Source organism: Shewanella sp. W3-18-1 (assembly GCF_000015185.1).
Lineage (GTDB): Bacteria > Pseudomonadota > Gammaproteobacteria > Enterobacterales > Shewanellaceae > Shewanella > Shewanella putrefaciens.
Genome location: NC_008750.1, coordinates 2,317,001 through 2,339,781 on the forward strand (window position 1 = coordinate 2,317,001; position 22,781 = coordinate 2,339,781).

Consider the following 22,781-nt stretch of genomic DNA (forward strand, 5'->3'; position numbering starts at 1 on the left):
GAGAAAATCCGGCTAATATGCTCCACATTTAGTAGGATTCTGGTATCGTTAGCTCACCTGTTTTCACTTTTTATGGATTATGTCGTTTGTCTCAAGGAAATAGTGTACGCACGCTCACTGGGCTGCAACGTCTGCTAGAAGGCGGACTCATCATTTGTTGTGTTCTTGCCACTTATATTTTACTTGCCTTAACCAGCTTTAGTCCGTCCGATCCTGGTTGGAGTCAATCGCATTTTCAAGGCGATATAAAAAACTGGACTGGTGCAGTGGGAGCGTGGATAGCCGATATTCTATTGTACTTTTTCGGGGTAACGGCTTATATCATGCCGATCATCGTGGCCTCTACCGGATGGCTACTTTTTAAGCGCGCCCATGATTTACTTGAAATTGATTACTTTTCGGTTGCACTACGGATTATTGGTTTTTTATTGCTTATTCTGGGTGTCTCGGCCTTAGCGAGCATGAATGCCAATAATATCTATGAGTTTTCTGCAGGGGGCGTTGCGGGTGATGTGATAGGGCAAGCGATGTTGCCGTATTTCAATAAGCTTGGTACTACCTTGTTATTACTCTGTTTTTTAGGGTCTGGCTTCACATTGTTGACAGGGATAAGTTGGCTGACGGTGGTAGAAAAGGTCGGTTTTGCTTCCATTTGGCTCTATAAAAGACTTAAAAGTTTGCCTCAAGTTTTTAAGCGAGAAGATGAAACTGAAGATACTCGTGGCTTTATGTCTGTCGTGGATAAATTTAAGCAACGTCGTGACTCCCAACATGTACTTGAACAACCTCGTATGCGGGAACCTGCGATGGCGATAGCTGCAGCTAACCATGATGACACTATCATGGATGAAGTCCCGAGCAAAAAAGCTAAGTTGTCCTCACTTGCAAAAATTCTGAGTTTAAATGGAGCTAGAAATAAATCTAATCAAAGAGTTGAACCCCAAATAGATCATCAGGCGATTGCTGAACATGGTCATTTTGAGACTCCGCCTTGGGTAGCTAAGCAAAATACAGTACATGATGAGGTTGCTGATCTTGATACTCATGTATTTGATATTGATGAACATGAACCCATATTCAGTCATGACGCGTTGACTGATGATGCTGAGGATGAGGAGTTAGGCTTTAGTGATGACGATGTGATTGATTTTGATACTAAAGTGTCAACAGGTGCTGTGAATCAAGCGCAGCGTAAGCAGCAAGATCAAAAAGCTAAAATTGTCGATGGTATTGTGGTTTTGCCAGGACAAGAAGACAAACCCGCACCGAAAAAACCGATGGACCCTTTGCCCAGCATCAGCTTATTGGATATACCCGATCGTAAGAAGAATCCAATAAGTCCTGAAGAACTTGACCAAGTTGCCCGTTTGGTTGAAGTTAAATTAGCAGATTTCAATATTATCGCTAATGTCGTTGGGGTTTATCCTGGTCCTGTTATCACCCGTTTTGAATTAGAACTGGCTCCAGGTGTTAAAGCATCAAAGATATCTAATCTATCTAAGGATTTAGCGCGCTCTTTATTGGCTGAAAGTGTGCGAGTTGTTGAAGTTATTCCTGGCAAGGCTTATGTCGGACTCGAATTACCCAATAAATTCCGCGAAACCGTGTTTATGCGCGATGTGCTAGATTGTGCCGCCTTTACTGAGAGTAAATCCAACTTAACTATGGTATTAGGCCAAGATATTGCCGGTGATCCAGTTGTTGTTGATCTTGGTAAAATGCCACATTTATTAGTAGCCGGTACGACGGGCTCTGGTAAGTCAGTGGGCGTAAACGTGATGATCACCAGTTTACTGTACAAGTCAGGCCCTGAAGATGTGCGCTTTATTATGATAGATCCCAAAATGTTGGAGCTTTCTGTCTATGAAGGCATCCCACATTTGTTGTGTGAAGTCGTCACCGATATGAAAGAAGCCGCAAATGCACTACGTTGGTGTGTGGGCGAGATGGAGCGCCGCTACAAACTGATGTCAATGATGGGCGTACGTAATATCAAAGGATATAACGCTAAGATTGCTGAAGCAAAAGCGAACGGTGAAGTGATTTTAGATCCAATGTGGAAGTCGTCGGACAGCATGGAACCCGAAGCGCCCGCGTTAGATAAGTTGCCTTCGATTGTCGTCGTGGTCGACGAATTTGCTGACATGATGATGATTGTCGGTAAAAAAGTAGAAGAATTGATAGCTCGTATCGCTCAAAAAGCGCGTGCTGCCGGGATCCATTTAATCCTTGCAACTCAAAGACCGTCGGTGGATGTGATCACCGGTTTAATTAAAGCCAACATCCCTACACGTATGGCGTTCCAAGTCTCATCGCGGATCGATTCGCGCACGATTTTGGACCAACAGGGCGCAGAAACCTTGCTAGGTATGGGGGATATGCTGTTTTTACCACCAGGAACTGCAGTACCCAATCGGGTCCATGGTGCCTTTATTGACGATCATGAAGTTCATCGTGTAGTGGCTGATTGGTGTGCCCGCGGTAAACCACAGTATATTGATGAAATTCTCAATGGTGTCAGTGATGGTGAGCAGGTATTGCTGCCAGGAGAAACCGCGGAGTCTGATGAGGAGTATGATCCGCTTTATGATGAAGCCGTCGCTTTTGTGACTGAAACTCGTCGGGGATCCATTTCCAGCGTGCAACGTAAGTTTAAGATTGGTTATAACCGAGCTGCACGTATTATTGAACAGATGGAAATGCAAGGAATAGTATCGGCGCAGGGGCATAATGGTAACCGCGAAGTGCTGGCGCCTCCGCCCCCAAAACATTATTAATTGTGGGCTCAATGCCGACGATTAGGCCAGATGAAAGTCTGGCCATGTTAACGACTTTTAAGCAGTAAGGATTAAGATGAAAAACCTTTTATGCGCAGTGATGTTAACGTCACCTTTATTATATAGCACTGCTGTTTTTGCTGATGATGCGCAGCAACTTAGGAACACACTGGTTAACACGGCCTCACTCAAGACGGATTTTAAGCAAACCGTGACCGATGTGAACAAAAAAGTTATCCAAACTGGCTCTGGTATCTTAGCTCTAGCACATCCAAACCAATTTTATTGGCACTTAACCTCACCCGATGAATCACAAATCGTCGCTGATGGAAAAGATTTGTGGATTTACAATCCTTTTGCCGAGGAAGTGGTGATTATGGATTTTGCAGAGGCAATCAATGCCTCACCTATTGCATTATTAGTTCACCGAGATGACACCACTTGGTCACAGTATTCGGTGACCAAAAAGCAAGATTGTTATGACATTCGACCTAAAGCTATTGATTCGGGCATTGTGACTGTGAGTGTGTGTTTTAAAAATTCACAACTGACTAAGTTCAATGTACTTGATGACAAAGGAAATCTCAGCCAGTTTGATTTAAGCAATCAAAAAGTCATCACAACTGAAGACAAGGCGTTGTTTAAGTTTGTTTTACCTGAGAATGTCGATATCGATGATCAGCGTCTTAAAACGCTTAACTAGGTCAGAGTGTGAGTAGTCTATCATTTAATTTTGCCCCTGATTTTCGACCTCTCGCCGCTCGCATGCGGCCAAGGTCAATAGCCGAATATATTGGTCAAGCTCATTTGTTAGGTGAAGGTCAACCCCTGCGTAAAGCATTGGAAGCCGGGCGTGCTCATTCCATGATGTTGTGGGGGCCACCAGGGACAGGCAAAACAACGCTCGCTGAATTAATTGCCCAGTATTCTAATGCACATGTTGAGCGTATTTCAGCGGTCACCTCTGGCGTAAAAGAGATTCGGGCGGCCATTGAACAGGCAAAAGCTATCGCGGAATCCCGTGGACAACGTACCTTATTGTTTGTCGATGAAGTCCATCGCTTTAATAAAAGTCAGCAGGATGCTTTTTTGCCCTTTATTGAAGATGGCACAGTGATTTTTATCGGCGCCACTACCGAAAATCCCTCGTTTGAAATCAACAATGCCTTACTTTCGCGGGCGAGAGTTTATCTTATCAAGCGCTTAAGTAATGATGAGATAGCGCATATCGTGACCCAAGCCTTGGCCGATACTGAGCGTGGCCTTGGTCTGCGGCAACTCGAAATGCCTGAGAGTGTGCTCATCAAACTTGCTCAACTTTGTGATGGTGATGCGCGTAAGGCGCTCAACTTACTTGAGTTAATGAGTGATATGGTAAGTGATAACGACACTTTTACCCTTGAAATGCTCGTGCAAGTGGCGGGACACCAAGTTGCCGGATTCGATAAAAATGGCGATCAATTTTACGATTTGATTTCTGCGGTACATAAATCCATTCGTGGCTCTGCACCCGATGCCGCACTTTACTGGTATTGCAGGATTTTAGAAGGTGGTGGCGATCCACTCTATGTTGCAAGGCGACTACTTGCGATCGCTTCTGAAGATGTGGGCAATGCCGATCCTGCTGCAATGACAATTGCGCTCAATGCTTGGGATTGTTTCCATCGCGTTGGACCTGCAGAAGGTGAGAGGGCGATTGCACAGGCCATAGTGTATCTGGCGAGCGCTCCTAAAAGTAATGCTGTATATACTGCATTTAAAGCGGCTAGGGCACTGGCTCGTGAAACTGGTCAAGAGAGTGTTCCACACCATTTACGTAATGCACCAACACAGTTAATGAAAGAAATAGGTATGGGGGAAGGGTACCGATATGCTCACGATGAACCTAATGCCTATGCCAGTGGTGAAAATTATTTCCCTGAGTCCCTAAAAACGGCCCAGTTTTACTTTCCCACTGAGCGTGGATTTGAAAAGCGGATTAAGGATAAATTGATACAATTAACCCAATTAGACCAAGTCAGTGAGAACAAACGTTATGACTAACGTATTATTAGTTGCATTAGGTGGTTCAATTGGGGCGGTTTTTCGTTATCTTATTTCAATATTCATGATCCAAGTATTTGGCAGCAGTTTTCCTTTTGGTACACTGGTGGTCAATGTTATTGGTTCATTTTTTATGGGCGTGATATACGCTCTGGGGCAAATGAGTCATATCAGCCCAGAACTGAAAGCGCTAATAGGTGTTGGCCTATTAGGCGCGTTAACAACGTTTTCGACTTTCTCTAATGAGACCTTATTGCTGTTGCAAGAAGGAGATTGGCTGAAGGCGATTTTGAATGTGGTGTTGAACCTAAGTTTATGTTTATTTATGGTTTATTTAGGTCAGCAACTGGTTTTTTCACGCATTTAACTATTAAGAATATATCACATGTTAGATCCTAAATTTTTACGCAACGAATTAGCTGTTACCGCGGAGCGATTGGCCACTCGAGGCTTTATTTTAGATGTCGCTCATCTTACTCAATTAGAAGAAAAACGTAAGTCGTTGCAAGTGGCTACTGAAGAATTGCAAGCGGCGCGTAATGCCATCTCTAAATCCATCGGACAAGCCAAAGCCCGCGGTGAAGATGTTGACGCGATCATGGCACAAGTGGGGGATTTAGGCTCTCAAGTCGATGCTAAAAAATTAGAGCTGGCAGCTGTATTGGAAGAAGTGAATGCGATTGCGATGTCCATGCCTAACCTGCCAGATGAATCTGCGCCAATTGGTGCCGATGAAACACAGAATGTCGAAGTACGCCGTTGGGGCACACCACGTAGTTTTGATTTCCCGATCAAAGATCATATTGACTTGGGCGAAGGCTTAAACGGTTTAGATTTTAAAAGCGCGGTTAAGATCACCGGCTCTCGTTTTATCGTAATGAAAGGCCAAATCGCCCGATTAAATCGCGCCTTAGGTCAGTTTATGTTGGATCTGCATACGACTGAGCACGGTTATACCGAAGCCTATGTGCCATTGCTGGTTAATGAAGCGAGTTTACTTGGCACAGGCCAATTGCCGAAGTTTGGTGAAGACTTATTCCATACCAAACCCGCCACCGAAGAAGGTCAAGGGTTAAGTTTGATCCCTACAGCAGAAGTGCCACTCACTAACTTAGTGCGTGACAGTATAGTCGATGAAGACGAGTTACCGATTAAGCTAACAGCACATACCGCATGTTTCCGAAGCGAAGCAGGATCATACGGCAAAGATACCCGTGGTCTTATTCGTCAGCATCAATTCGATAAAGTTGAACTCGTTCAATTAGTCAAACCAGAAGACTCAATGGCTGCACTTGAAACGCTGACAAATCATGCCGAAACTGTACTGCAACGCTTAGGACTACCATATCGTACAGTTGTGTTATGTACGGGTGATATGGGTTTTGGCTCAAGCAAGACTTATGACATCGAAGTCTGGTTACCAGGACAAAATACCTACCGTGAAATTTCTTCTTGCTCAAACATGAAGGATTTCCAAGCCCGCCGTATGCAAGCGCGTTACCGTGTTAAAGCGGATAATAAACCCGCTTTGTTACACACATTAAATGGCTCTGGTTTGGCTGTTGGCCGTACCTTAGTGGCGATATTAGAAAACTATCAGAATGCTGATGGCAGTGTGACTATACCAGAAGCATTGCGTTCTTATATGGGTGGGTTAACTCAAATCGGTTAAGGTATTCGCGCGACGCTATGGATAAAAGTCAACGTTATCTTCGTTGGCTTTCCTATACAGCAATTATCGCTGTATTTTGTGCAGTGATGCTGGCAACTGTAGGTAAGGCCATCTGGGTTGTGTTAGAAAACGTCAAATAACCCTATCAATTTTTTTCAGGTAAAAAAGGCATGTTTCCAAGGGAACATGCCTTTTTGTTTCATTTGTGCGCTCTAGTCTCAGATGCCCAATATTAGATACATTTTGCCGGTTTGGGCAACCCTGCGATCTTAGTTGCTTGCTTGGCTGGTCCTATTGGAAACAGGGTATACAAATACTTTGAATTACCTTTATCTGGCCCCAGAGCTTGGCCTATGGCTTTGACTAACACTCGAATGGCTGGGCTCGTTTTATATTCTATATAAAAATCTCGAACGAAGTGAATGACCTCCCAGTGTGCTGGCGTCAGTTCAATTTGCTCTTCCTCAGCGAGCAACAAAGCCAGCTCCGGTTGCCAATCGTTGAGATCTTTTAAATAACCCTGATGGTCACGGATGATTTCTGTGCCATTAAATTGCAATGGATTTACCACGTTATCACCTTGTCATGGAGTAATGATTGAGCCACAAACTCATTGTAATCGATAAGCATCACGTTCTTTAAACGTTCGGATAGGCCGCGTGCGACAACATCGTCTTTTAAGACCATCAACTTGAAGGGCGATAATGCCATCGCCCATTGTCGTAATAGCAAAGCATTCACGCCATCACTCGACAGTAAGATAGCATCTTCTTTGCAGGCATAACGTAGGCAAAGTTTAAGTGCATTATCTTGGTTAGGAGATGTTTGAATATGATGTAAAATCATTAGAATACTAAGACCTCATCTACCGATTTTAAGTGATTCGAAATGGCTTCATCGTTGACCACTGTGACCGGGATCGACAGTAATCCATGACTTAAGCCGTAATCGGCTAAGGATTGCTTACACACAAAAACCGATTCAATATCGTAGAGCGGCAATGCCTTAAAGGTCGAAATATAATCTTTACCACCAATGAGCTCTGGTTGCATTTCTTTTAACAGATGCAATACGCCCTCATCGACAAAAACTAAGCTGACATCTTGTTCAAAACTGGCACTGAGCAGCGCAAGATCTAATCCTTCGCGGCCTTTAACGGTTCCCAAAGGGGCACTTCGGAACAGGATACACAATTTTTTCATAACATTTCCGAAGATTAAAAGCGAATCAAGCGATCGGCAGACTCAATACCTGTTATGAGTTCACCTAAACCGCCCATGATAAAGGATTTATTGCTATTCCAGTGGGTTAGTCCATTTTCACTGGCATCTTGTTCACTCACAATACCGCGACGAAGTGCGGCGGAGACACAATTAACTAAAGGTAACTGATGTTGTGCCGCCAAGTCTTGCCAATGCGTTACAACATTATACTCATCAGAGGCGGGTAAACTAAGATCGGTTGCGTTATAAACTCCGTCTTGATAAAAAAATACACATAACACTTGATGGCCGCTAAGTAATGCAGCTTGAGTAAAGCGTAGGGCATTTACACTTGCCGATGTGCCATAGGCCGGCCCGTTCACTTGGATAATAAATTTGCTCATCAATAATAAAAATGGCCCTTAAAGTAGGGCCATTCTAACGTAAGTTAATCCAAAAGGGGATCAGTCATCGTTGCCGATGCCCATCAGGTGCAAAATAGCAATAAATAGGTTTAAAAAATCTAAGTATAAGGAGATAGTTGCACGAATATAATTGGTTTCACCACCATTAACGATACGGCTAGTATCAAACAGGATAAACCCCGTCATTAACAGCGCAAGCCCTGCGTTAATGGCCATAAAGGCGACACTGTTGCCCACAAAAATATTAATCACCGCAGCAGCAATGACAACAATCAAACCTGCAAACAGAAAACCTCGTAAAAATGAAAAATCTTTCTTAGTGGTTAACGCATAAGCTGATAAGGCAACAAAAATGACTGAGGTTAAACCTAGTGCTTGCATGATCAGCTGTGGACCACTTGCCATACCTGCATAGTGATTTAGCATATAGCCCAGCGATGCACCTTCCATACCTGTAAAAGCAAAAATCCAGAAAATACCCGCAGCAGATTCAGCTTTACGTAATGTCACAAACAGTAGCACTAGACCACCAATTGACAAGCCAATTGACATTAATGGGCTGATATTGAGCATCATTGCCAACCCTGCACATAGTGCAGAAAAAGCGAGCGTCATCGATAACAGCATATAAGTGTTTTTAAGAAGTTTGTTCACTTCCAATGTTGACGTACTCGTCGAGTACAGTGTTTCTTGAGTCATATTCTTCTCCGTTGACACATTGCTAAGCTGATCATTTTGATTTTTGACGGAAGGTTTAGTTCCCGTAATACACCTACACTGATGTGGAGCCGATTTAATGATACCTTACTTAGGGTATAGGTAAAAGTACACAGTTCGACACAACAAGTTGTTAATATTGATTTTATTAAAATATAAGGTGATCTAGCTAAAGAACAGCAGACCATGAGTATGGTTAATTTAGACACATATATTAGTATTAGGCTAACCACTCTCGATGAAGCTTGTCTGTATCACCTAAATAATCAAGTACCCAACTGAGGGCAGGTGACATTTTATCGGCATTCCATGCAAGACAACAGGGACTAGCCAGTTTGGGATTTTCTAACTGTTTCTCGACTAAGGCTCCTGCTTTAATAAACACACTTGCTAAATGCACTGGCATATAACCTACGCCTAAACCTTCACGGAAACAATTGATTGCTCTAATCCAATCAGGCACAACAAGCCTGCGCTGATTATCAAGGAGCCAAGTCATGCGTTTTGGAATTTCCCGTGAAGTATCTTCTAGGCAAATCGAAGGGAAAGGGCGCAGCTCATCGTCACTTAATGGCCGATCAATATTGGCGAGAGGATGATTCTTGCTGACTAAAAAGGCCCATTTAATATCCCCCATATCTTTATACTGATAAACGCCACCAACAGGAATTGCGGTTGTCGCACCAATAGCAATATCACTGCGGCCTGTGGCGAGCGCTTCCCAAACACCGTTAAAGACCTCAATACGAATAATCAATTCAATATCATGGAAGTGTCGATAAAAGTCAGCAATTAATACGCTGATCCTGTCGGCGCGGACGATATTATCAAGGGCTATGGACAAAGTAGGTTGCCAACCGTTCGCGACGCGTTGAGTGCCACGTTTCATCTCATCCATCTGTGTGAGCAAAGCTCTGGCCTGCTTAACAAAATGTTCACCAGCAAGGGTTAAGGTCACGCTGCGATGATGGCGCTCAAAAAGAATGACGCCAAGTTCTTCTTCTATTTGCTTGACCGCATAGCTCACGGCAGAGGGCACTTTATGTAGCCGATTCGCCGCCGCGGTGAAACTACCTACACGAGCCACAATATCAATGAGTTCTAGCGCTTGTTCTGAGAGCATACCTGATGTCCGTTCCGATGAAAATAATTGATAACACAAGTCAAAAATAAACGTTTCCAATAGATTTAACAAGTCATTAGACTGCACACTTTAGTCAATCCGACCCGATTATTTTATGAAAACGTCTAGTAACACCTTTGTAAACATAAAGTTCTTTATGTTTTTATTCTATTTGGCCATGTTGAGCATGCTCGGTTTTATTGCCACTGACATGTACTTGCCTGCTTTCAAAGCAATTGAAGGCTCATTGGGCAGCACACCATCGCAGGTGGCAATGTCGTTAACCTGTTTCCTAGCAGGTCTAGCACTGGGTCAACTGCTTTACGGGCCCTTAGTCAATAAAATTGGCAAGCGTTGGGCACTGATCTTTGGCCTTGTTTTATTTGCCATTGCTAGCGTGTTTATTGCCAACAGTGATTCTATCCTAATGCTCAATATCGCGCGCTTCTTCCAAGCCATTGGTGCCTGTAGTGCAGGGGTTATATGGCAAGCCATTGTCGTTGAACAATATGATGCCGATAAAGCCCAAGGTATTTTTAGTAACATTATGCCACTGGTTGCATTATCGCCTGCATTAGCACCGATCCTTGGCGCTTATATTCTGAACGAATTAGGCTGGCGTGCAATCTTTATCTCCTTGTGTGTTATCGCTTTTATGCTTGTGTTAATGACTTTGTACTTTGTACCTAGCAACAAGCATCAGCATAAACATAGTGAGCATGCCGCTGTATCTTATGGGCAAATTTTGAAAAATACCCGCTATTTAGGCAACGTAGTGATCTTCGGCGCTTGTTCTGGTGCTTTCTTTGCCTATTTAACTGTGTGGCCGATTGTGATGGAAATGCATGGTTATCAAGCGACTGAAATAGGACTAAGCTTCATTCCACAAACTATCATGTTTATTTTCGGTGGTTATGCAAGTAAGTTACTGATAAAACGTATTGGCGCAACTCAAACACTGAACATTCTATTATCGATTTTTGCGGTCTGTGTTATTTCCATTATCATGTTTACGCTGATTTATCCCGCAGGCTCCATTTTCCCACTGCTGATTTCTTTCTCTATTTTAGCGGCCGCTAATGGTGCAATTTACCCAATAGTCGTTAATAGTGCGCTACAGCAGTTTAGTCAAAATGCAGCTAAGGCCGCAGGATTACAGAATTTCTTACAGATCAGTATTGCCTTTGGTGCATCAAGCTTAGTCGCTATGTGGGCAAGCCTTGGTGAAGTAGCAATTGGTTGGGGGATCCTATGTTGCGCCATCTTAGTTGTAGTCGGCTATATACTTAAGAGTCAGAAAGAGTGGGGCGATGTTGCTAAACATTTTACTAAGCCAGATCCTGCTCGTGTAGGTATTATGTCTGATGTGAAGCAAAATCCAGCGGATTGAGTGGAATAACAACAATTGGCACATAATTAAGAGTTAGCGCTTTACAGCCAATAGACTTACTTATATTATGCGCGTCGTTCGGAGGGGTGGCAGAGTGGTTTAATGCACCGGTCTTGAAAACCGGCGTGGGTTTATAGCCCACCCAGGGTTCAAATCCCTGCTCCTCCGCCATATTTAGTCAAAAGGCCGCTAAGCAATTAGCGGCCTTTTGCATTTCTAGTGCTTATTTCTTAGTTATTGATTTGAAGTGCAGGCATAAGAAAATCCAAAGCAGGCTTTGTTTCAGTTACTTTCAGAGAATTTAAGTGCCCAGCTTATTGCACATCAAAACGCGCTTTATGGTTCACTTGCCGCATATGATGCCAGTCAATTGCACTTGGTGAAGGAAACAGCCTGATGCAAATCATTCCTTATGATGGTGGCACCAGTATCGTCGACCGCAACGACAAGCCAGAACTACAGTGCAACAACTGTAATAAGCCTTGGTGGTACGATGATTTTGACTCGATATTTATCCAGTGCCCACATTGCCAAGGCGAACTACGCAGAGTCACGCCAGAAGAACCCTTTAGACATCGTTTAAGTGACGTTATCGGCATCCCAAGCCCTCCCACACAAAACTGCGCACAATGTATATTATGTTAAATTGCTAATTGATAGTATTATTACCTATCAACGCATTAGCATTGTTATGAAAGAAATTACCAAGCTAAGTTACATTGACCTACTACCATCAAAGATGATTTATGACTAAAGCAATGTAGTCAAATGTTTACCACTATAAAATATCTCCCGATTTAGTGCTAATCCGAAGCCCTATTTGGGAGCAATCTTGATTTGCACATTGATCGCAAAAAATCCTCTTCTTACAACAGATAAGGCAAAGTTGCCATACTTTCTGCTTGGATTGAGAATCTAGGCATGAGAAGTCAGCCGCACACAAGTATCCATCATGGATTAACTGAGCGAGTTTTCTTTCAGTAATTGATAAGTTTATGCGTTCAGTCATTGTTCTTGTCCATTCAGTAATTTGCTTATTTATAATAATACCAAATGATAATTATTATCAACAAATGAGATGTGCTTGTTTAATTCACTTTATTCATTATTTTTATCTCGTCTTTAAAGGTATCTACTACACTCTTACTGTGCGCAATATTTTTATATGGTAGAGGTGTTGGATGCTTATTGATATTGCAAAGAAAAATCCTCTTTTTTCGGGTAAAAAATCGGCAGACATCACAGACTGTGGTCCTCCTTGGAAGGTGCTTGTCGTTGATGATGAACCTGATGTTCATACTGTAACTAAACTTGCGCTATCTCGTTTTAGACTAGATGGCCGTGCACTCTCTTTTATCAATGCCTACAGCGGAGAGCAAGCGAAGGCATTACTCAGGCAAGAACAAGATATTGCAATAGCTTTTATTGATGTTGTCATGGAAAGTGATCATGCGGGATTAGAACTAATCAGATGGATCCGTGAAGAATTGCATAATAAGACAATTCGCTTAATCTTACGAACTGGGCAACCTGGACAAGCTCCAGAAGAAGATGTGATAGTCAATTATGATATCAATGATTATAAAGCAAAATCTGAGTTGGACTCCCGTAAGTTGATGACCAGTGTCTACTCTGCCCTGCGTTCTTATCGCGATATTATGGAAATTGAACAAGCAAGACGCGCTCAATTAAGTCATCGTATGGGATTAGAGCGTGTACTTGAAGCGACTGCAGGGTTATTTGAGTTAAGAACATTGCATAAGTTTGCTGATGGCCTGTTGACTCAAGTCGCTACACTCCTCAACTTAGATAATGAAACACTCCTACTAAGTTGTAACGCTATGGATGCAATTAGTGGTCATGTGGATTGTGCTGGCATTGAAATTCTGGCGGGAACAGGACAGTTTGCGAATAGTTCGGCTAAAACGATACTGCCAGAGCGTATAGATAAACTCCTACGTAGTGCTTTAGCACAGAAGCGTTGTCTGTATGAAGATAACTATTTTGTGGGTTATTTCCCAACCAAAAGTGGTCTTATTAATCTCTTATATATGGATGGTATTAATAAGATTGATGATCTTGATAAGAAGCTGATTGATATTTTTGCTATTAATGTCGGGATCGCATTTGAAAACTTGCTACTTAATCAGGAGGTAGAAGATACTTGATAAGAAGCTGATTGATATTTTTGCTATTAATGTCGGGATCGCATTTGAAAACTTGCTACTTAATCAGGAGGTAGAAGATACTCAATCGGAGCTGATCCTCCGTTTAGGGGATGTAGTAGAAAGTCGTTCTAAAGAAGCGGCAAATCATGTTAAACGTATGGCTGAATATTGTGCACAACTGGCTTTGCTGGCGGGATTAAATGAATACGATGCAGATCTACTACGTAGAGCATCACCTATGCACGATATTGGTAAAATCGCGATTCCTGATGCTGTGTTACTTAAACCTGGTAAGTTAAATGATGATGAATGGCAAATCATGCGTCAGCACCCTAATATTGGTCATCAAATTTTAGCCAACTCTGAGCGCCCTATTCTTAAGGCTGCTTCCATTATTGCACTTCAACACCATGAAAAATATGATGGTTCAGGCTATCCATCTAACCTAAAGCAAGATGAGATCCATATTTTTGCGCGTATAGAGGGTTAGCCGGGATTCTGGAAATTTTTCATGAAAAGTATATTATCTAACTGATTCAGAAATATATTTCTGAATTTCCTTTCCGCAGCATCGCTTGTATTTAATAGAACTCTTGCAACAACACGTATCGTGATCTCTATACCCCGCTTTTAGCGCCCCCAATAGAAATCTTTTGGCTTCCATGAGTGGTTTCATTTTTGCTTCAGGTACAGTTATAAAACCGTACTCGAATTCGCGGCCATCCTGTAAAGCTTTGCTGAGAAGTTCAGATATTTGGATAAAGTGATGAATGATGATGTCATCACGTAACGCGAGTCTTACATTATCAACACGTTTGCCGTCATATGGCCGCTTTGGGGTGTGAGCGAACAAAATAGTCTGTTCTTCATCTTGCTTCGGTGTGATATCGACCCAGTCCCCTTTTGGATTTTGCCAAATAGCATGAAATTCAGCTTCTATCATGACATTAGGCCATTCCCAAATCTGCCATCCACATAGCATTTTTCCACCATTTGAGAGAACTATGCGTTCTACATTCGGAAAACATTCGTTCACTATCGCCCCTGGTTCAGGCTGCACTTTTACATAAACCGGTGGTGCCTTCAGGTTTAACTTTGATATTAACCTATTTGACTTGCTTTGAAATGGTTTGCGGAGTGTTTGAGTTGCTCACAACGCCCCCTTAATAGTTTTTTGCCAACACTGCAAACTCTCTTATTACGGGATCCCAGTTATCTGGAGCGCCAAGCATTGTAGGAGTTTGCTCTGCGTGCCGTCGTAACGCAGCCTCAAAAACTTTCATATCAAGTCCCGGACCAAAACGACTGTGCAAGTCATCCATGACACTGGCAAAACGATTCTGATCCAATTGGTGACCGGTGTACCAGGTTGGAATGCCTGCCCAAGGGGCTATTATGGCGTATACTTCATCTTCCATTTTTCTGTCCTTTTTGATTATTGCTATCACATAAGTATATGACTATTAAGCTTTACATGCCGTTTTAGCATGTTTTCGGTCGTTATTTTTTAGCCCAATTTACCGGATTAGCTAAAATAGTTGGCCATTGCCTCAAAGCCATGGATAACTTGGCAGCCAAGCAGTGTTCCCAAATCAAGCTCTTCTGAGCTTATTAGATTTGCTAAGCGCCTGTCGGTTAGAAACACATCACAGATTGATAGCGCATCTGCTGCAACGGAAAAATCATTTAAATCCCCGCTTTTAAAGCGTCGGTTTGGATCAGTGCGTAGACTCCCATGCAAAGCAATCAACACTCGCAGTGTTGGAAAGGCTAAATAAAAAGTATCCGACTGCCAGATTGCCATGATGTAGCACGCCATTTCAGCCACAATTTTTGGTTCAATGGCCTGTCCTTCAATGTCTGCCCAGGCTTCAATACAGCCTTTTAGCTCCACAAAAATTGTCTGTTTTAGGGTGCCGACGTCGCCCTGATATTTGATTTTGGCTTCGTTGAGCGATGTAAGTCCAAGTTCATTATTCCATTTCTCGTCAGGTGCCGTCGCTGCCACTTTCAACTGCGCGGACATGGGCAATTCCGTCATCGCATCAAACCACGCCTTGTTGAAAGTGTTCTGGTCGATACTGGCAGTGACAAATGCAGGAAGCGTGGGGTAAGACAATTCCTCATCAGTTCCAGTGGACTGCATAAATAATCAGATGCGGCCTTGTGCACGTTCCATTGAGCTGAGGTCAGCTGCACCAGTTCTTCCCGGATCCGTTCATGTTGATGGACAATACAAAACCCGCTTGAGAACTCATCGACAAGGTCATTTAATACCGCTCGTGTTTCAGGAATGACCAGCGCATCTAACTCTACAAAGGTCGGAAAGGCGATTGGAAAGACATACTGACCCGAATGCGCTTTAGCGAAGAATGTCTCTGCGAACATGATCATGGCAACGGTTAATTTTAACTTTTTGAGTTTATACGCATCTGACGATGTTTCTCAATATGGTCTTGAAGCCGCTTAGACGCAAGCCGATTAAGCTCATGAAGTTCTGTCACTATTTTCACCTTCGCCAAACGTCTACTCAATGACTTTGACAGTAAAATCCAATGGTTCGGTTTTCCGGTTAATATCGATGTGATAATCCCCGTACCGATTAATATGAGATGTCCGGTAAGGTGACAAACCGGCCAACGTTTCTGGCGTAACCTCATGACCTGCTTCAGCCAGTTTCTTGAGGAGTTTTGTCATCTTTTCCGTGTTATACAGGATCACCATATTGGCAACAAGTTGATTATATTTCACTATTTTTTGCTGCTCATGCCTAATATTCTCAGCAATGATCCCATCGTTGCCAAAAAATAACCATTTGGTGAAGTTATTGAAGGCTTCCGATTTGTTGGTTTCAGCATGGATGAGCTGACGAAGCTCGTGGTTATCTATGTAATTGAGCAAAAACATGGTTCTAATCAACCGTCCCAGCTCCCGAAACGCAAAGTACAACTTGTTCTTCCGGCTGAATGTCCCTAAGCGTTTGAGCAGTGTCGACGGCGTGATTCTGCCGAGTTTGATGGAGACAACCACCCGCAGCATATCTGGTAACCTGGCCTGGATCAGGTCGAAATCAATAGAGCCTTTGAACAAGGCATCAATGTGCTGGTATTTCGTGTCTTTGCTTGGCCGGTATAAACTCAAATCCTGAATGTTTCGGATCCGGGGCATCAGTTTTATCCCCAATAAATGCGCCAATCCAAACACTGTGTAACTCTGGGATTGTGTATCACCATGCAGCGTATCCGGTTGAATGTCTGAATCGTTTTTCTGCACGATGTCCAGGATATGAACCCCTTCATAGGTACCACAAGGAATAAAATGGCTGAATAATGCAATGTAGGTATCCGACACGTGATAATAACCAATACCGCCATAACCACCGTATCGAATATGAAATTCTGACATCAAATTCTGCTCATATAGCTCCCATTTAGTCCCATCTGCAGAGGCGTGTTTACCGGAGCCCCAATACTTCGGTAAATCAAACTGGTTGTATGCATTGACGACTTTGGTCAACGCTTTTTCTAAGCGTTCTTCAGTGACATGGCGCAAGTTAAGCCAGGCAACTTGCTTTTGTGTAAAGCCTTTAACTGAGCGGGAAGTTTGAGCCGGCCCTAAATTGCAACCGTAGCAAAACAGTGTGGTTAAAAAACGCTGCTCCGGAAATTCAATTTTCACTTGGTTGCCGGCAGCTGTGTGTATCAACTTGTGCAGTTCAAGCCAGTGCTCGCAATCGGTCAGAATATCGACAATACTTGAGGGCTCCATCCCATCGACAATCGCGGTGTCTAAACGCTGGACAGCTGCGACAGGTCGTGCAGTATTGCTTTTCTTTAAACTAAGGCGTCCATCGATAAATTGGGCATGGCTATTACCAGGGAATGTGAGATCCACCGTCGTGGCCAACTCACTGAGCTCCAGCTGTAGTTCGGTGACAAATCGCTCAGCGTCATTAACGGGCTGTTCAACTTCCTGCGCATAGCGATCAATTTCCTGCTGGTACTCCTCCCAACTGACCAAATCCTCTCGGTAATCGTCATATTCCCTGGCGTGTACCACATGCAAATCCCCTGATTGAAGTTCTCGCCGGATCATAGAAAAGCACGCCAGTTCATATAGTTTGCGGTGATACAGGGCATTTCCTGCCACGTCACGTCTGATAATGTTTTGCCATTGCGGAGACAGAAGTGTAAGCAGATCGAATTCATCCGATTGCAGTTGCGATACTGGCAGCATTTCTTTGTGACTGTTCCGCAGTGACTGTAGGTTGGCAATGAGTGAAATGGTGCTCTGATCGGTTGAGGTACTGCGAAGCTCCATGGCTTCCAGACACAAAAACAGCAAGGACCGTTTCTGATGATAAGGCTGCAGCATAAATGGTAAAAAACCATGGGCTACTGCCGCCAGATATTCCTGACACTTCGCCATTTGGGTGGTCAAGTCCGGTGAAAATGTTTTCTGAATAGCGTCAATTCGCTCTTCCGCGGTGCCTTCGCTACCAAACGCCGCCATGGCATCAAAGTAACCACGAACGAGCGCTTCGCTTTCCTTTTGCCGGTTCAAAATATGCTGGTCGTAATTCTTTTTTGCGACACTCTCCAGTCCCCGCAGAATACGGATCATGATGTCTGCTACATCATCCAGTGCTTTCCCATGCTGACCCCGGATAAGGAGCACCGCTAACGCATAACGCTTTAGGGGCTTGAGTTCCCGCATATCTTTGGCGTCCAATGCACGGGCCTCCAGCATGAACTGACTCAGTTTGGTCGCGGGGAGGCGTATTTGTGGCATTTGCTCACTGAGCGATTTTAGCCAGGTCACATGCTGAATGTAGGAACGGATCTCTCTGGCGCTCGGCTTTTTGGGTTCTCGCTTTAACCGCTGCCAGGCGCTGTAACTTTCATTGACATCTTTGATCAGGAGTTGGTCCAACTCGGCTATGGATTCCGGTCGCAACTCATCGTAAATGGCCCGGTAGTATTCAGTGTTCACTTCATTTCTGGCAGTTCTTGCTAAGCGCAGTAGACGAGTAAACCCCGGCAGCTCAAACCGGTGGTGGATAAGCTCCTCCAGCGAGACGTTGAGGATGTCATTAACGGCGTCTTTAACCAGTGCGGCACGCCTTGCCACCGTTTTCAACCATGCCCAATCGGCTTCCTGCAGCAATTTGACACCGACAAATTCGCGTATCTGCGCAAGATGTTTGGTTCTGGCGGTCGATTTAATATAGGCTGCCCAGTCCTTCGCAGAAGGCAGCGTAGTGATGCCTGTTAATTTTGCAAGGTATTTGATTAAGGTGTCTGGGCAGTCAAGGGGGGACACTACATACCCGAGCCGTTGTAGCGTTTTCAGTTGCACCAGAAACCCCAATCGCTGGATGGGTTTTCTGATAGCACTGAGCCATTCCAGTTCGTAGTTGGTCGGTTGATACTGTTTGTTTAAGAGCTTGAGAGAAAAATTCGCCGGTAAGGTCGGGTATGCGGTTTGAGCAACTGTCGCCATTGATCATCCTTCACATCGTGCATCTCTTTTGGTGTCCAGAACAACATACCAGCGTATTAATTTCAATAGCGATTTCTTTGTTTATTTCAGTGCATTAAATGAAATTAAATAGATGAAACGTTAGATGGATGGCTACGTTGGATTATGGCTCCTCTGCTGGTACTCCGGCTCCAATACAGCCGTTTTCGAAGTTAACTTTCTCTATTGCTGAACATCTGTCTGCATTGGCTCTGAACAATTTGAAAAGGTCGTCTGCACTTAGAGCAAACTCTTGAATGGCAAAACGACCGTCAGACTGGAGCACATGAAAACGAATCTTCGTAGATGGCCCCGGTTTGTTTTGAGTGATATACGACATCATTTCAAGCGAGTGCTGATAAGAGCCTTGCTCATCTAAGAGCGGAATAATATCAAAGACAAGTAATTTATGCCCAGGTGGCAGCAGCGCATCGTCGTCGTTTCGCAGTTTCACTTTGGTGGCACCTGCTAACAAATCACTGCTGAACCATGCTCGGATCAGTGATGCAGACGCATCTCCCGTGTTGACAGCAGTCACACGAAGAGTGGTCCCATCAATCGAAGGCATTGTGAGTGAAGCCTCGGACTGTGGGGTGTGAAAAATGCCATACAGTAACGGTATCACAATACCCATGACAGAGATAAGTGCAGTGAGAAGCGCAAGTATCGTGCTAGAAAATGGGATAAAACTGAACCAGTTTTGGTAAGAGCGGCATATCGAACAAATTCGTGCGCCATGAGGGATTGGGTGACAGCAATGCTTACAGAGTACCTGTGATTTCTGCGTTGTATCAGGATCAGTCATATTTTACCTCAGTCTTATGAAACGATTACCCTCTGAAAATGGATCGTCTTTGGCACCATGCTTATTTCTTGGTTTCTTCCGGCATGGACCACATTCCACCAGCAAAAGCCACAGAATCCTTAATCAGTAAAATCAGCTCTTTGCGATAGTTCGTTCCATCCAAATCAGCATATCGCAGTGTGATTTTCAATCGAGAATTGTATTTCCAAAACGATTGTTGATTCACTCCAGTAAACCCAAAAGAATTCGACACAGACTTGCCGTTCAGCAACACCGGGATCTCGGCGTCCTCCTGAAAACATTTTTTGACATGAGTCCATGTGGACCCCGGCTTTTTCCCTGCATGGGGCCCAGGCTGAATGCATTGTTCAAGATCGGAGTCCTCGCAGTAAAGCCGCACATTCACCGCTGGCCGGTTGCCGGTGTTCACCACAACCAGATTATAGGCAATGAACGCTTCATCTTGAGCTGTCGCTGTTTCTATGCATGCGACCACTATTGGGCAATTACTGCGCAGCCAATTTCGATGAGATATCCAGAGCGCTAAGCAGGATATGCCAAAAGCCGCGCTCGAAAGACCAACCTTACCAGCGTCCATCCAATCCATATCCACCTCTTAATCCCATTGCTGCCCAGTAGCTTGCTCTTTCAGTGTAATTTCGACCATACATTGATGCGCTCTGGCGGCATCATGGAGCTGTAGTAACAGGTCATCCACTATGCCATCCAGTTCCTCGTGATCCCGCGCCTGCATCGTCAACAAATAACTCTCTTGCTGGCTTCCTTTACTCATGGCGTAAGGTTTCAGACAGTACCGTTCTATATGCTGTCGAGCGGCCGAGCTTCGTCCACGTTGATGGTAAGGCTGAAGATGAAGCCGTAATTCCAGGACATGTGTCTTTAACTGATTTTGCACTTGGCTCGGTGCGGGTAGCGCCAAAGCTTGGTCAATTGCCTGTTGAGAGAAAGGATCGTTTGATTCCAGATAGCGCATCGCAGACTTTACATCGCGCCATCCGACGTGTTCCATGAGTTGCTTCAGGGACCACCCTTGTTGGTTAGCCCAGTTTGCAAAGCCCCGGCGCAGCGAATGGCTGCTATAGAGTGCCGCGTCGCCCACCTGAGCTTGTTGCAAAAGGTGTCGAAGTAACGGAATGATGCTATCGGCGCGTAGGGACGACTCAGAGACCATGCCCCAGCGATTGACTGCGCGAAACAAAGGGCCGGCCGCTTGTTGCAGTAACACCAAATACTGCCGGCAGGCGTCGACCGGGCATAGCCGCTGCAACTCAGGTAATCGAAAAGCCTGGCCCTGATTGGTCCGGTCCGTCTTACTTCGCGGCAGATAGGCGATCATCCCTTCATTTGGCACGAACTCCAGATGTTCGATGTGAAGACGACTGAGCTCGTCACTGCGAAAGGCACGCCAGAATCCCATCAGCACCAAGGCTTTATCACGAACGGCTCTCAGGTGCTTGGCATAGTTTTCTGTCTGCTGGGCCTGCAGTGCTTGCTGATCCAGATAGCCAATTATCTGCTCAAGCACATTGAGTTGTAACGGTTTAGCTTGTTTCGCTTTATCCGGATGCAGTTCTCGGATCCCTTTTAAGACCTGACGAACCAACGGAGCTTTGGTGGGGTCGGCAAAGCCTTGGGCCTGATGCCAACTGGATAGCGCGGCCAGCCGCTGCTTTAAGGTCGTGATAGCCAGTGTATCGGCGTAATGCGCCAGGTAGCGGGCCAACTCCGTGGCGGTGGTCGGCAACACGCCCCCCCAGGCAACTTCAAAATGTTCGACCGCCGATTGATAACTACGCCGGGTATGTTCGCGTGTGGCAGCCTGTAAATAACGATCAACTTTACTCACCAGGCCACCTCCGTACTAAGACAGTTGTCGAATAGTGCCCATCGGCACAAACAATCGTTGCGGTTGGTCGGTCAGCGGCATAAACATGCCCATGTGCTGATAAAATCGTAGGGTCGCATCATCCAACACATCCAAGACTACGCCCAGGGCCGGTAAGCCCCGATCGGCCAGTTCAAGAGCTGTCCTCAGTGCCTGCACCAGTGTTTTAGCTCCTAGTTGCTGCCCCTGATAGTGAACAGACACGCCCAGTCGAGCCAGCAGCACGACCGGCACCGGATACGTCGGCAGTGATTTATTCTGCGCAGGCAGCTCTTCCCGTGCCACCGTACTACTGGCCAGAGTATAATAGGCAGCGATCGGTAGTTTACCGTGTTCGGCCTGTTCGGTCAGTACCCAGGTCCGGCTCAAACCCAAACCGCTATTGCGCACTGCGTACCGGCTCAGGTAGTCATTAAGACTTGCTTTGCCACAATCAAACCCTTTTAAATCATGCAGGGCTGCATCCAGCAGCACAAATTCCGCTGCCAAGGCCAATTAAAACCCCTCATGGTCAAGTCGGGCTGCCGCCGCCTTTAAGCGAGCATGCGGCGTGGGTGGCGCTTCACATACCTGCATAAACTGATCAAACTGGGCTGACGTCAATTCAATGGCTGCCTGAGCCTGCAGGATCTGTGGGGCATTGTCACGAATAAGACGAACCATAAACTCCGTCAGGGATGCGCAGCCTGAAGCAGCTGCAGCGCGTTCTGCCAATTGCTTGGTTTCTGCATCCACCCGCATTTCGATCCGCTCTCGAAGTACTGTTGTCATGATATCCCCTCTGTACAAAAAAAGACCTGCACAGTATAGACCTGTACGGCATATTGCCGCAAGAAAAAGCGTGATAATGCCGGCTGTGTTTTGCCCGGTACCGCACGCCATTATGTATGGCCGAAAGGCTATTTGGAGCTCTGATCTGCCATTACCCCTGATAATGCCCTATTATCAGGGGTTAAATTATGTCGATTATTTGCAATTTATGGATATCGTAATATTATGTAATTACATATTACGTAATATTACGATTAAGAGG

The 22,781-nt window shown here is 44.7% G+C and carries 24 protein-coding genes, 1 tRNA gene and 1 pseudogene; 10 read left to right on the forward strand and 16 right to left on the reverse strand.

The window, feature by feature from the left end; all coding sequences use genetic code 11:
* Nucleotides 1-86 precede the first annotated feature (86 nt).
* From SPUTW3181_RS10395 to SPUTW3181_RS22235, 6 genes are all read left to right on the forward strand, one after another.
* Nucleotides 87-2,777 (forward strand): DNA translocase FtsK, encoded by a 2,691-nt coding sequence (locus SPUTW3181_RS10395; protein WP_011789323.1) that lies wholly within the window; start codon nt 87-89, stop codon nt 2,775-2,777.
* Nucleotides 2,778-2,853: 76 nt separating this feature from the next.
* Nucleotides 2,854-3,480 carry an outer membrane lipoprotein chaperone LolA gene (gene lolA, locus SPUTW3181_RS10400; protein ID WP_011789324.1) on the forward strand — a complete coding sequence of 209 codons (627 nt, stop codon included), beginning with the start codon at nt 2,854-2,856 and terminating at the stop codon, nt 3,478-3,480.
* 8 nt (nt 3,481-3,488) lie between these two features.
* Entirely contained in the window at nt 3,489-4,820 is a 1,332-nt protein-coding gene (locus SPUTW3181_RS10405) for a replication-associated recombination protein A (RefSeq protein ID WP_011789325.1), read from the forward strand.
* Nucleotides 4,813-5,187, forward strand: a complete 375-nt coding sequence (crcB, locus tag SPUTW3181_RS10410) for a fluoride efflux transporter CrcB (RefSeq protein ID WP_011789326.1) — start codon at nt 4,813-4,815, stop codon at nt 5,185-5,187. The genes SPUTW3181_RS10405 and crcB overlap by 8 nt, the downstream gene beginning before the upstream one ends.
* An 18-nt stretch (nt 5,188-5,205) precedes the next feature.
* Nucleotides 5,206-6,492, forward strand: coding sequence for a serine--tRNA ligase (gene serS, locus SPUTW3181_RS10415; RefSeq protein WP_011789327.1), 1,287 nt, complete (start codon nt 5,206-5,208; stop codon nt 6,490-6,492).
* Between the two features lie 17 nt (nt 6,493-6,509).
* Nucleotides 6,510-6,632 (forward strand): hypothetical protein, encoded by a 123-nt coding sequence (locus SPUTW3181_RS22235; protein ID WP_011789328.1) that lies wholly within the window; start codon nt 6,510-6,512, stop codon nt 6,630-6,632.
* Nucleotides 6,633-6,724: 92 nt separating this feature from the next.
* Here SPUTW3181_RS22235 and SPUTW3181_RS10425 read toward each other — a convergent pair whose 3' ends face one another.
* From SPUTW3181_RS10425 to punR, 6 genes are all read right to left on the reverse strand, one after another.
* Entirely contained in the window at nt 6,725-7,063 is a 339-nt protein-coding gene (locus tag SPUTW3181_RS10425; protein WP_011789329.1) for a TusE/DsrC/DsvC family sulfur relay protein, read from the reverse strand.
* Entirely contained in the window at nt 7,057-7,338 is a 282-nt protein-coding gene (gene tusB / locus SPUTW3181_RS10430) for a sulfurtransferase complex subunit TusB (protein WP_011789330.1), read from the reverse strand. Before tusB ends, SPUTW3181_RS10425 begins: the two co-directional genes overlap by 7 nt.
* On the reverse strand, nt 7,338-7,694 hold the full coding sequence (gene tusC / locus SPUTW3181_RS10435; RefSeq protein WP_011789331.1) for a sulfurtransferase complex subunit TusC: 357 nt from the start codon (nt 7,692-7,694) through the stop codon (nt 7,338-7,340). Before tusC ends, tusB begins: the two co-directional genes overlap by 1 nt.
* A gap of 14 nt (nt 7,695-7,708) precedes the next feature.
* Nucleotides 7,709-8,098: a sulfurtransferase complex subunit TusD gene (tusD, locus tag SPUTW3181_RS10440; RefSeq protein ID WP_011789332.1), complete on the reverse strand. Its 390-nt coding sequence runs from the start codon at nt 8,096-8,098 to the stop codon at nt 7,709-7,711.
* Nucleotides 8,099-8,158: 60 nt separating this feature from the next.
* Nucleotides 8,159-8,818 carry a Bax inhibitor-1/YccA family protein gene (locus tag SPUTW3181_RS10445; RefSeq protein ID WP_011789333.1) on the reverse strand — a complete coding sequence of 220 codons (660 nt, stop codon included), beginning with the start codon at nt 8,816-8,818 and terminating at the stop codon, nt 8,159-8,161.
* A gap of 238 nt (nt 8,819-9,056) precedes the next feature.
* Nucleotides 9,057-9,959, reverse strand: a complete 903-nt coding sequence (gene punR / locus SPUTW3181_RS10450; protein WP_041408179.1) for a DNA-binding transcriptional activator PunR — start codon at nt 9,957-9,959, stop codon at nt 9,057-9,059.
* A 115-nt stretch (nt 9,960-10,074) separates the two neighbouring features.
* Between punR and punC the strand changes: the two genes are divergently transcribed.
* From punC to SPUTW3181_RS10465, 3 genes are all read left to right on the forward strand, one after another.
* Nucleotides 10,075-11,349 carry a purine nucleoside transporter PunC gene (gene punC, locus SPUTW3181_RS10455; RefSeq protein ID WP_011789335.1) on the forward strand — a complete coding sequence of 425 codons (1,275 nt, stop codon included), beginning with the start codon at nt 10,075-10,077 and terminating at the stop codon, nt 11,347-11,349.
* Nucleotides 11,350-11,429: 80 nt separating this feature from the next.
* A tRNA-Ser gene (locus tag SPUTW3181_RS10460) sits at nt 11,430-11,520 on the forward strand.
* Between the two features lie 225 nt (nt 11,521-11,745).
* The gene (locus SPUTW3181_RS10465; protein ID WP_011789336.1) at nt 11,746-11,994 is read left to right on the forward strand and encodes a hypothetical protein; all 249 of its coding nucleotides are present in this window, start codon (nt 11,746-11,748) and stop codon (nt 11,992-11,994) included.
* Between the two features lie 133 nt (nt 11,995-12,127).
* On the opposite strand, the gene SPUTW3181_RS22125 is transcribed toward SPUTW3181_RS10465, so the two are convergent.
* Complete coding sequence (locus tag SPUTW3181_RS22125; RefSeq protein WP_011919310.1) at nt 12,128-12,358, reverse strand: hypothetical protein; 231 nt, start codon at nt 12,356-12,358, stop codon at nt 12,128-12,130.
* 172 nt (nt 12,359-12,530) lie between these two features.
* Here SPUTW3181_RS22125 and SPUTW3181_RS10475 point away from each other — a divergent pair.
* Nucleotides 12,531-13,998: pseudogene (locus SPUTW3181_RS10475) on the forward strand (DUF3369 domain-containing protein); the annotation flags it as partial.
* A 42-nt stretch (nt 13,999-14,040) separates the two neighbouring features.
* On the opposite strand, the gene SPUTW3181_RS10480 reads toward SPUTW3181_RS10475, so the two are convergent.
* The 9 genes from SPUTW3181_RS10480 to SPUTW3181_RS10520 form a co-directional block, all read right to left on the reverse strand.
* The gene (locus SPUTW3181_RS10480; RefSeq protein WP_227498152.1) at nt 14,041-14,553 is read right to left on the reverse strand and encodes a zinc chelation protein SecC; all 513 of its coding nucleotides are present in this window, start codon (nt 14,551-14,553) and stop codon (nt 14,041-14,043) included.
* Between the two features lie 127 nt (nt 14,554-14,680).
* Complete coding sequence (locus SPUTW3181_RS10485; protein WP_008983542.1) at nt 14,681-14,935, reverse strand: hypothetical protein; 255 nt, start codon at nt 14,933-14,935, stop codon at nt 14,681-14,683.
* A gap of 107 nt (nt 14,936-15,042) precedes the next feature.
* Nucleotides 15,043-15,663, reverse strand: a complete 621-nt coding sequence (locus tag SPUTW3181_RS10490) for a hypothetical protein (RefSeq protein WP_008983541.1) — start codon at nt 15,661-15,663, stop codon at nt 15,043-15,045.
* Nucleotides 15,664-16,043: 380 nt separating this feature from the next.
* A complete protein-coding gene (locus SPUTW3181_RS10495; RefSeq protein ID WP_008983539.1) occupies nt 16,044-19,019 on the reverse strand; it encodes a Tn3 family transposase in 2,976 nt (991 codons plus the stop codon).
* A gap of 142 nt (nt 19,020-19,161) precedes the next feature.
* Nucleotides 19,162-19,842 carry a hypothetical protein gene (locus tag SPUTW3181_RS10500; protein WP_011789337.1) on the reverse strand — a complete coding sequence of 227 codons (681 nt, stop codon included), beginning with the start codon at nt 19,840-19,842 and terminating at the stop codon, nt 19,162-19,164.
* A gap of 61 nt (nt 19,843-19,903) precedes the next feature.
* Complete coding sequence (locus tag SPUTW3181_RS10505; protein WP_008983537.1) at nt 19,904-20,449, reverse strand: hypothetical protein; 546 nt, start codon at nt 20,447-20,449, stop codon at nt 19,904-19,906.
* Nucleotides 20,450-20,458: 9 nt separating this feature from the next.
* Nucleotides 20,459-21,709: a site-specific integrase gene (locus SPUTW3181_RS10510; RefSeq protein WP_008983536.1), complete on the reverse strand. Its 1,251-nt coding sequence runs from the start codon at nt 21,707-21,709 to the stop codon at nt 20,459-20,461.
* A gap of 15 nt (nt 21,710-21,724) precedes the next feature.
* Complete coding sequence (locus SPUTW3181_RS10515; RefSeq protein WP_008983535.1) at nt 21,725-22,243, reverse strand: N-acetyltransferase; 519 nt, start codon at nt 22,241-22,243, stop codon at nt 21,725-21,727.
* Nucleotides 22,244-22,519: a DUF1778 domain-containing protein gene (locus tag SPUTW3181_RS10520; RefSeq protein ID WP_040291339.1), complete on the reverse strand. Its 276-nt coding sequence runs from the start codon at nt 22,517-22,519 to the stop codon at nt 22,244-22,246.
* Between the last annotated feature and the right edge of the window lie 262 nt (nt 22,520-22,781).

Bases quoted from the DNA above. Each gene is read 5' to 3' on its own strand.
- punR (WP_041408179.1), bottom strand. From the start codon at position 9,959: ATGCTCTCAGAACAAGCGCTAGAACTCATTGATATTGTGGCTCGTGTA.
- punC (WP_011789335.1), top strand. From the start codon at position 10,075: ATGAAAACGTCTAGTAACACCTTTGTAAACATAAAGTTCTTTATGTTT.
- tusC (WP_011789331.1), bottom strand. From the start codon at position 7,694: ATGAAAAAATTGTGTATCCTGTTCCGAAGTGCCCCTTTGGGAACCGTT.
- serS (WP_011789327.1), top strand. From the start codon at position 5,206: ATGTTAGATCCTAAATTTTTACGCAACGAATTAGCTGTTACCGCGGAG.
- crcB (WP_011789326.1), top strand. From the start codon at position 4,813: ATGACTAACGTATTATTAGTTGCATTAGGTGGTTCAATTGGGGCGGTT.
- tusD (WP_011789332.1), bottom strand. From the start codon at position 8,098: ATGAGCAAATTTATTATCCAAGTGAACGGGCCGGCCTATGGCACATCG.
- SPUTW3181_RS10445 (WP_011789333.1), bottom strand. From the start codon at position 8,818: ATGACTCAAGAAACACTGTACTCGACGAGTACGTCAACATTGGAAGTG.
- SPUTW3181_RS22235 (WP_011789328.1), top strand. From the start codon at position 6,510: ATGGATAAAAGTCAACGTTATCTTCGTTGGCTTTCCTATACAGCAATT.
- tusB (WP_011789330.1), bottom strand. From the start codon at position 7,338: ATGATTTTACATCATATTCAAACATCTCCTAACCAAGATAATGCACTT.
- SPUTW3181_RS10490 (WP_008983541.1), bottom strand. From the start codon at position 15,663: ATGCAGTCCACTGGAACTGATGAGGAATTGTCTTACCCCACGCTTCCT.
- SPUTW3181_RS10495 (WP_008983539.1), bottom strand. From the start codon at position 19,019: ATGGCGACAGTTGCTCAAACCGCATACCCGACCTTACCGGCGAATTTT.
- SPUTW3181_RS22125 (WP_011919310.1), bottom strand. From the start codon at position 12,358: ATGACTGAACGCATAAACTTATCAATTACTGAAAGAAAACTCGCTCAG.
- lolA (WP_011789324.1), top strand. From the start codon at position 2,854: ATGAAAAACCTTTTATGCGCAGTGATGTTAACGTCACCTTTATTATAT.
- SPUTW3181_RS10520 (WP_040291339.1), bottom strand. From the start codon at position 22,519: ATGACAACAGTACTTCGAGAGCGGATCGAAATGCGGGTGGATGCAGAA.
- SPUTW3181_RS10465 (WP_011789336.1), top strand. From the start codon at position 11,746: ATGCAAATCATTCCTTATGATGGTGGCACCAGTATCGTCGACCGCAAC.
- SPUTW3181_RS10505 (WP_008983537.1), bottom strand. From the start codon at position 20,449: ATGGATTGGATGGACGCTGGTAAGGTTGGTCTTTCGAGCGCGGCTTTT.
- SPUTW3181_RS10500 (WP_011789337.1), bottom strand. From the start codon at position 19,842: ATGACTGATCCTGATACAACGCAGAAATCACAGGTACTCTGTAAGCAT.
- SPUTW3181_RS10485 (WP_008983542.1), bottom strand. From the start codon at position 14,935: ATGGAAGATGAAGTATACGCCATAATAGCCCCTTGGGCAGGCATTCCA.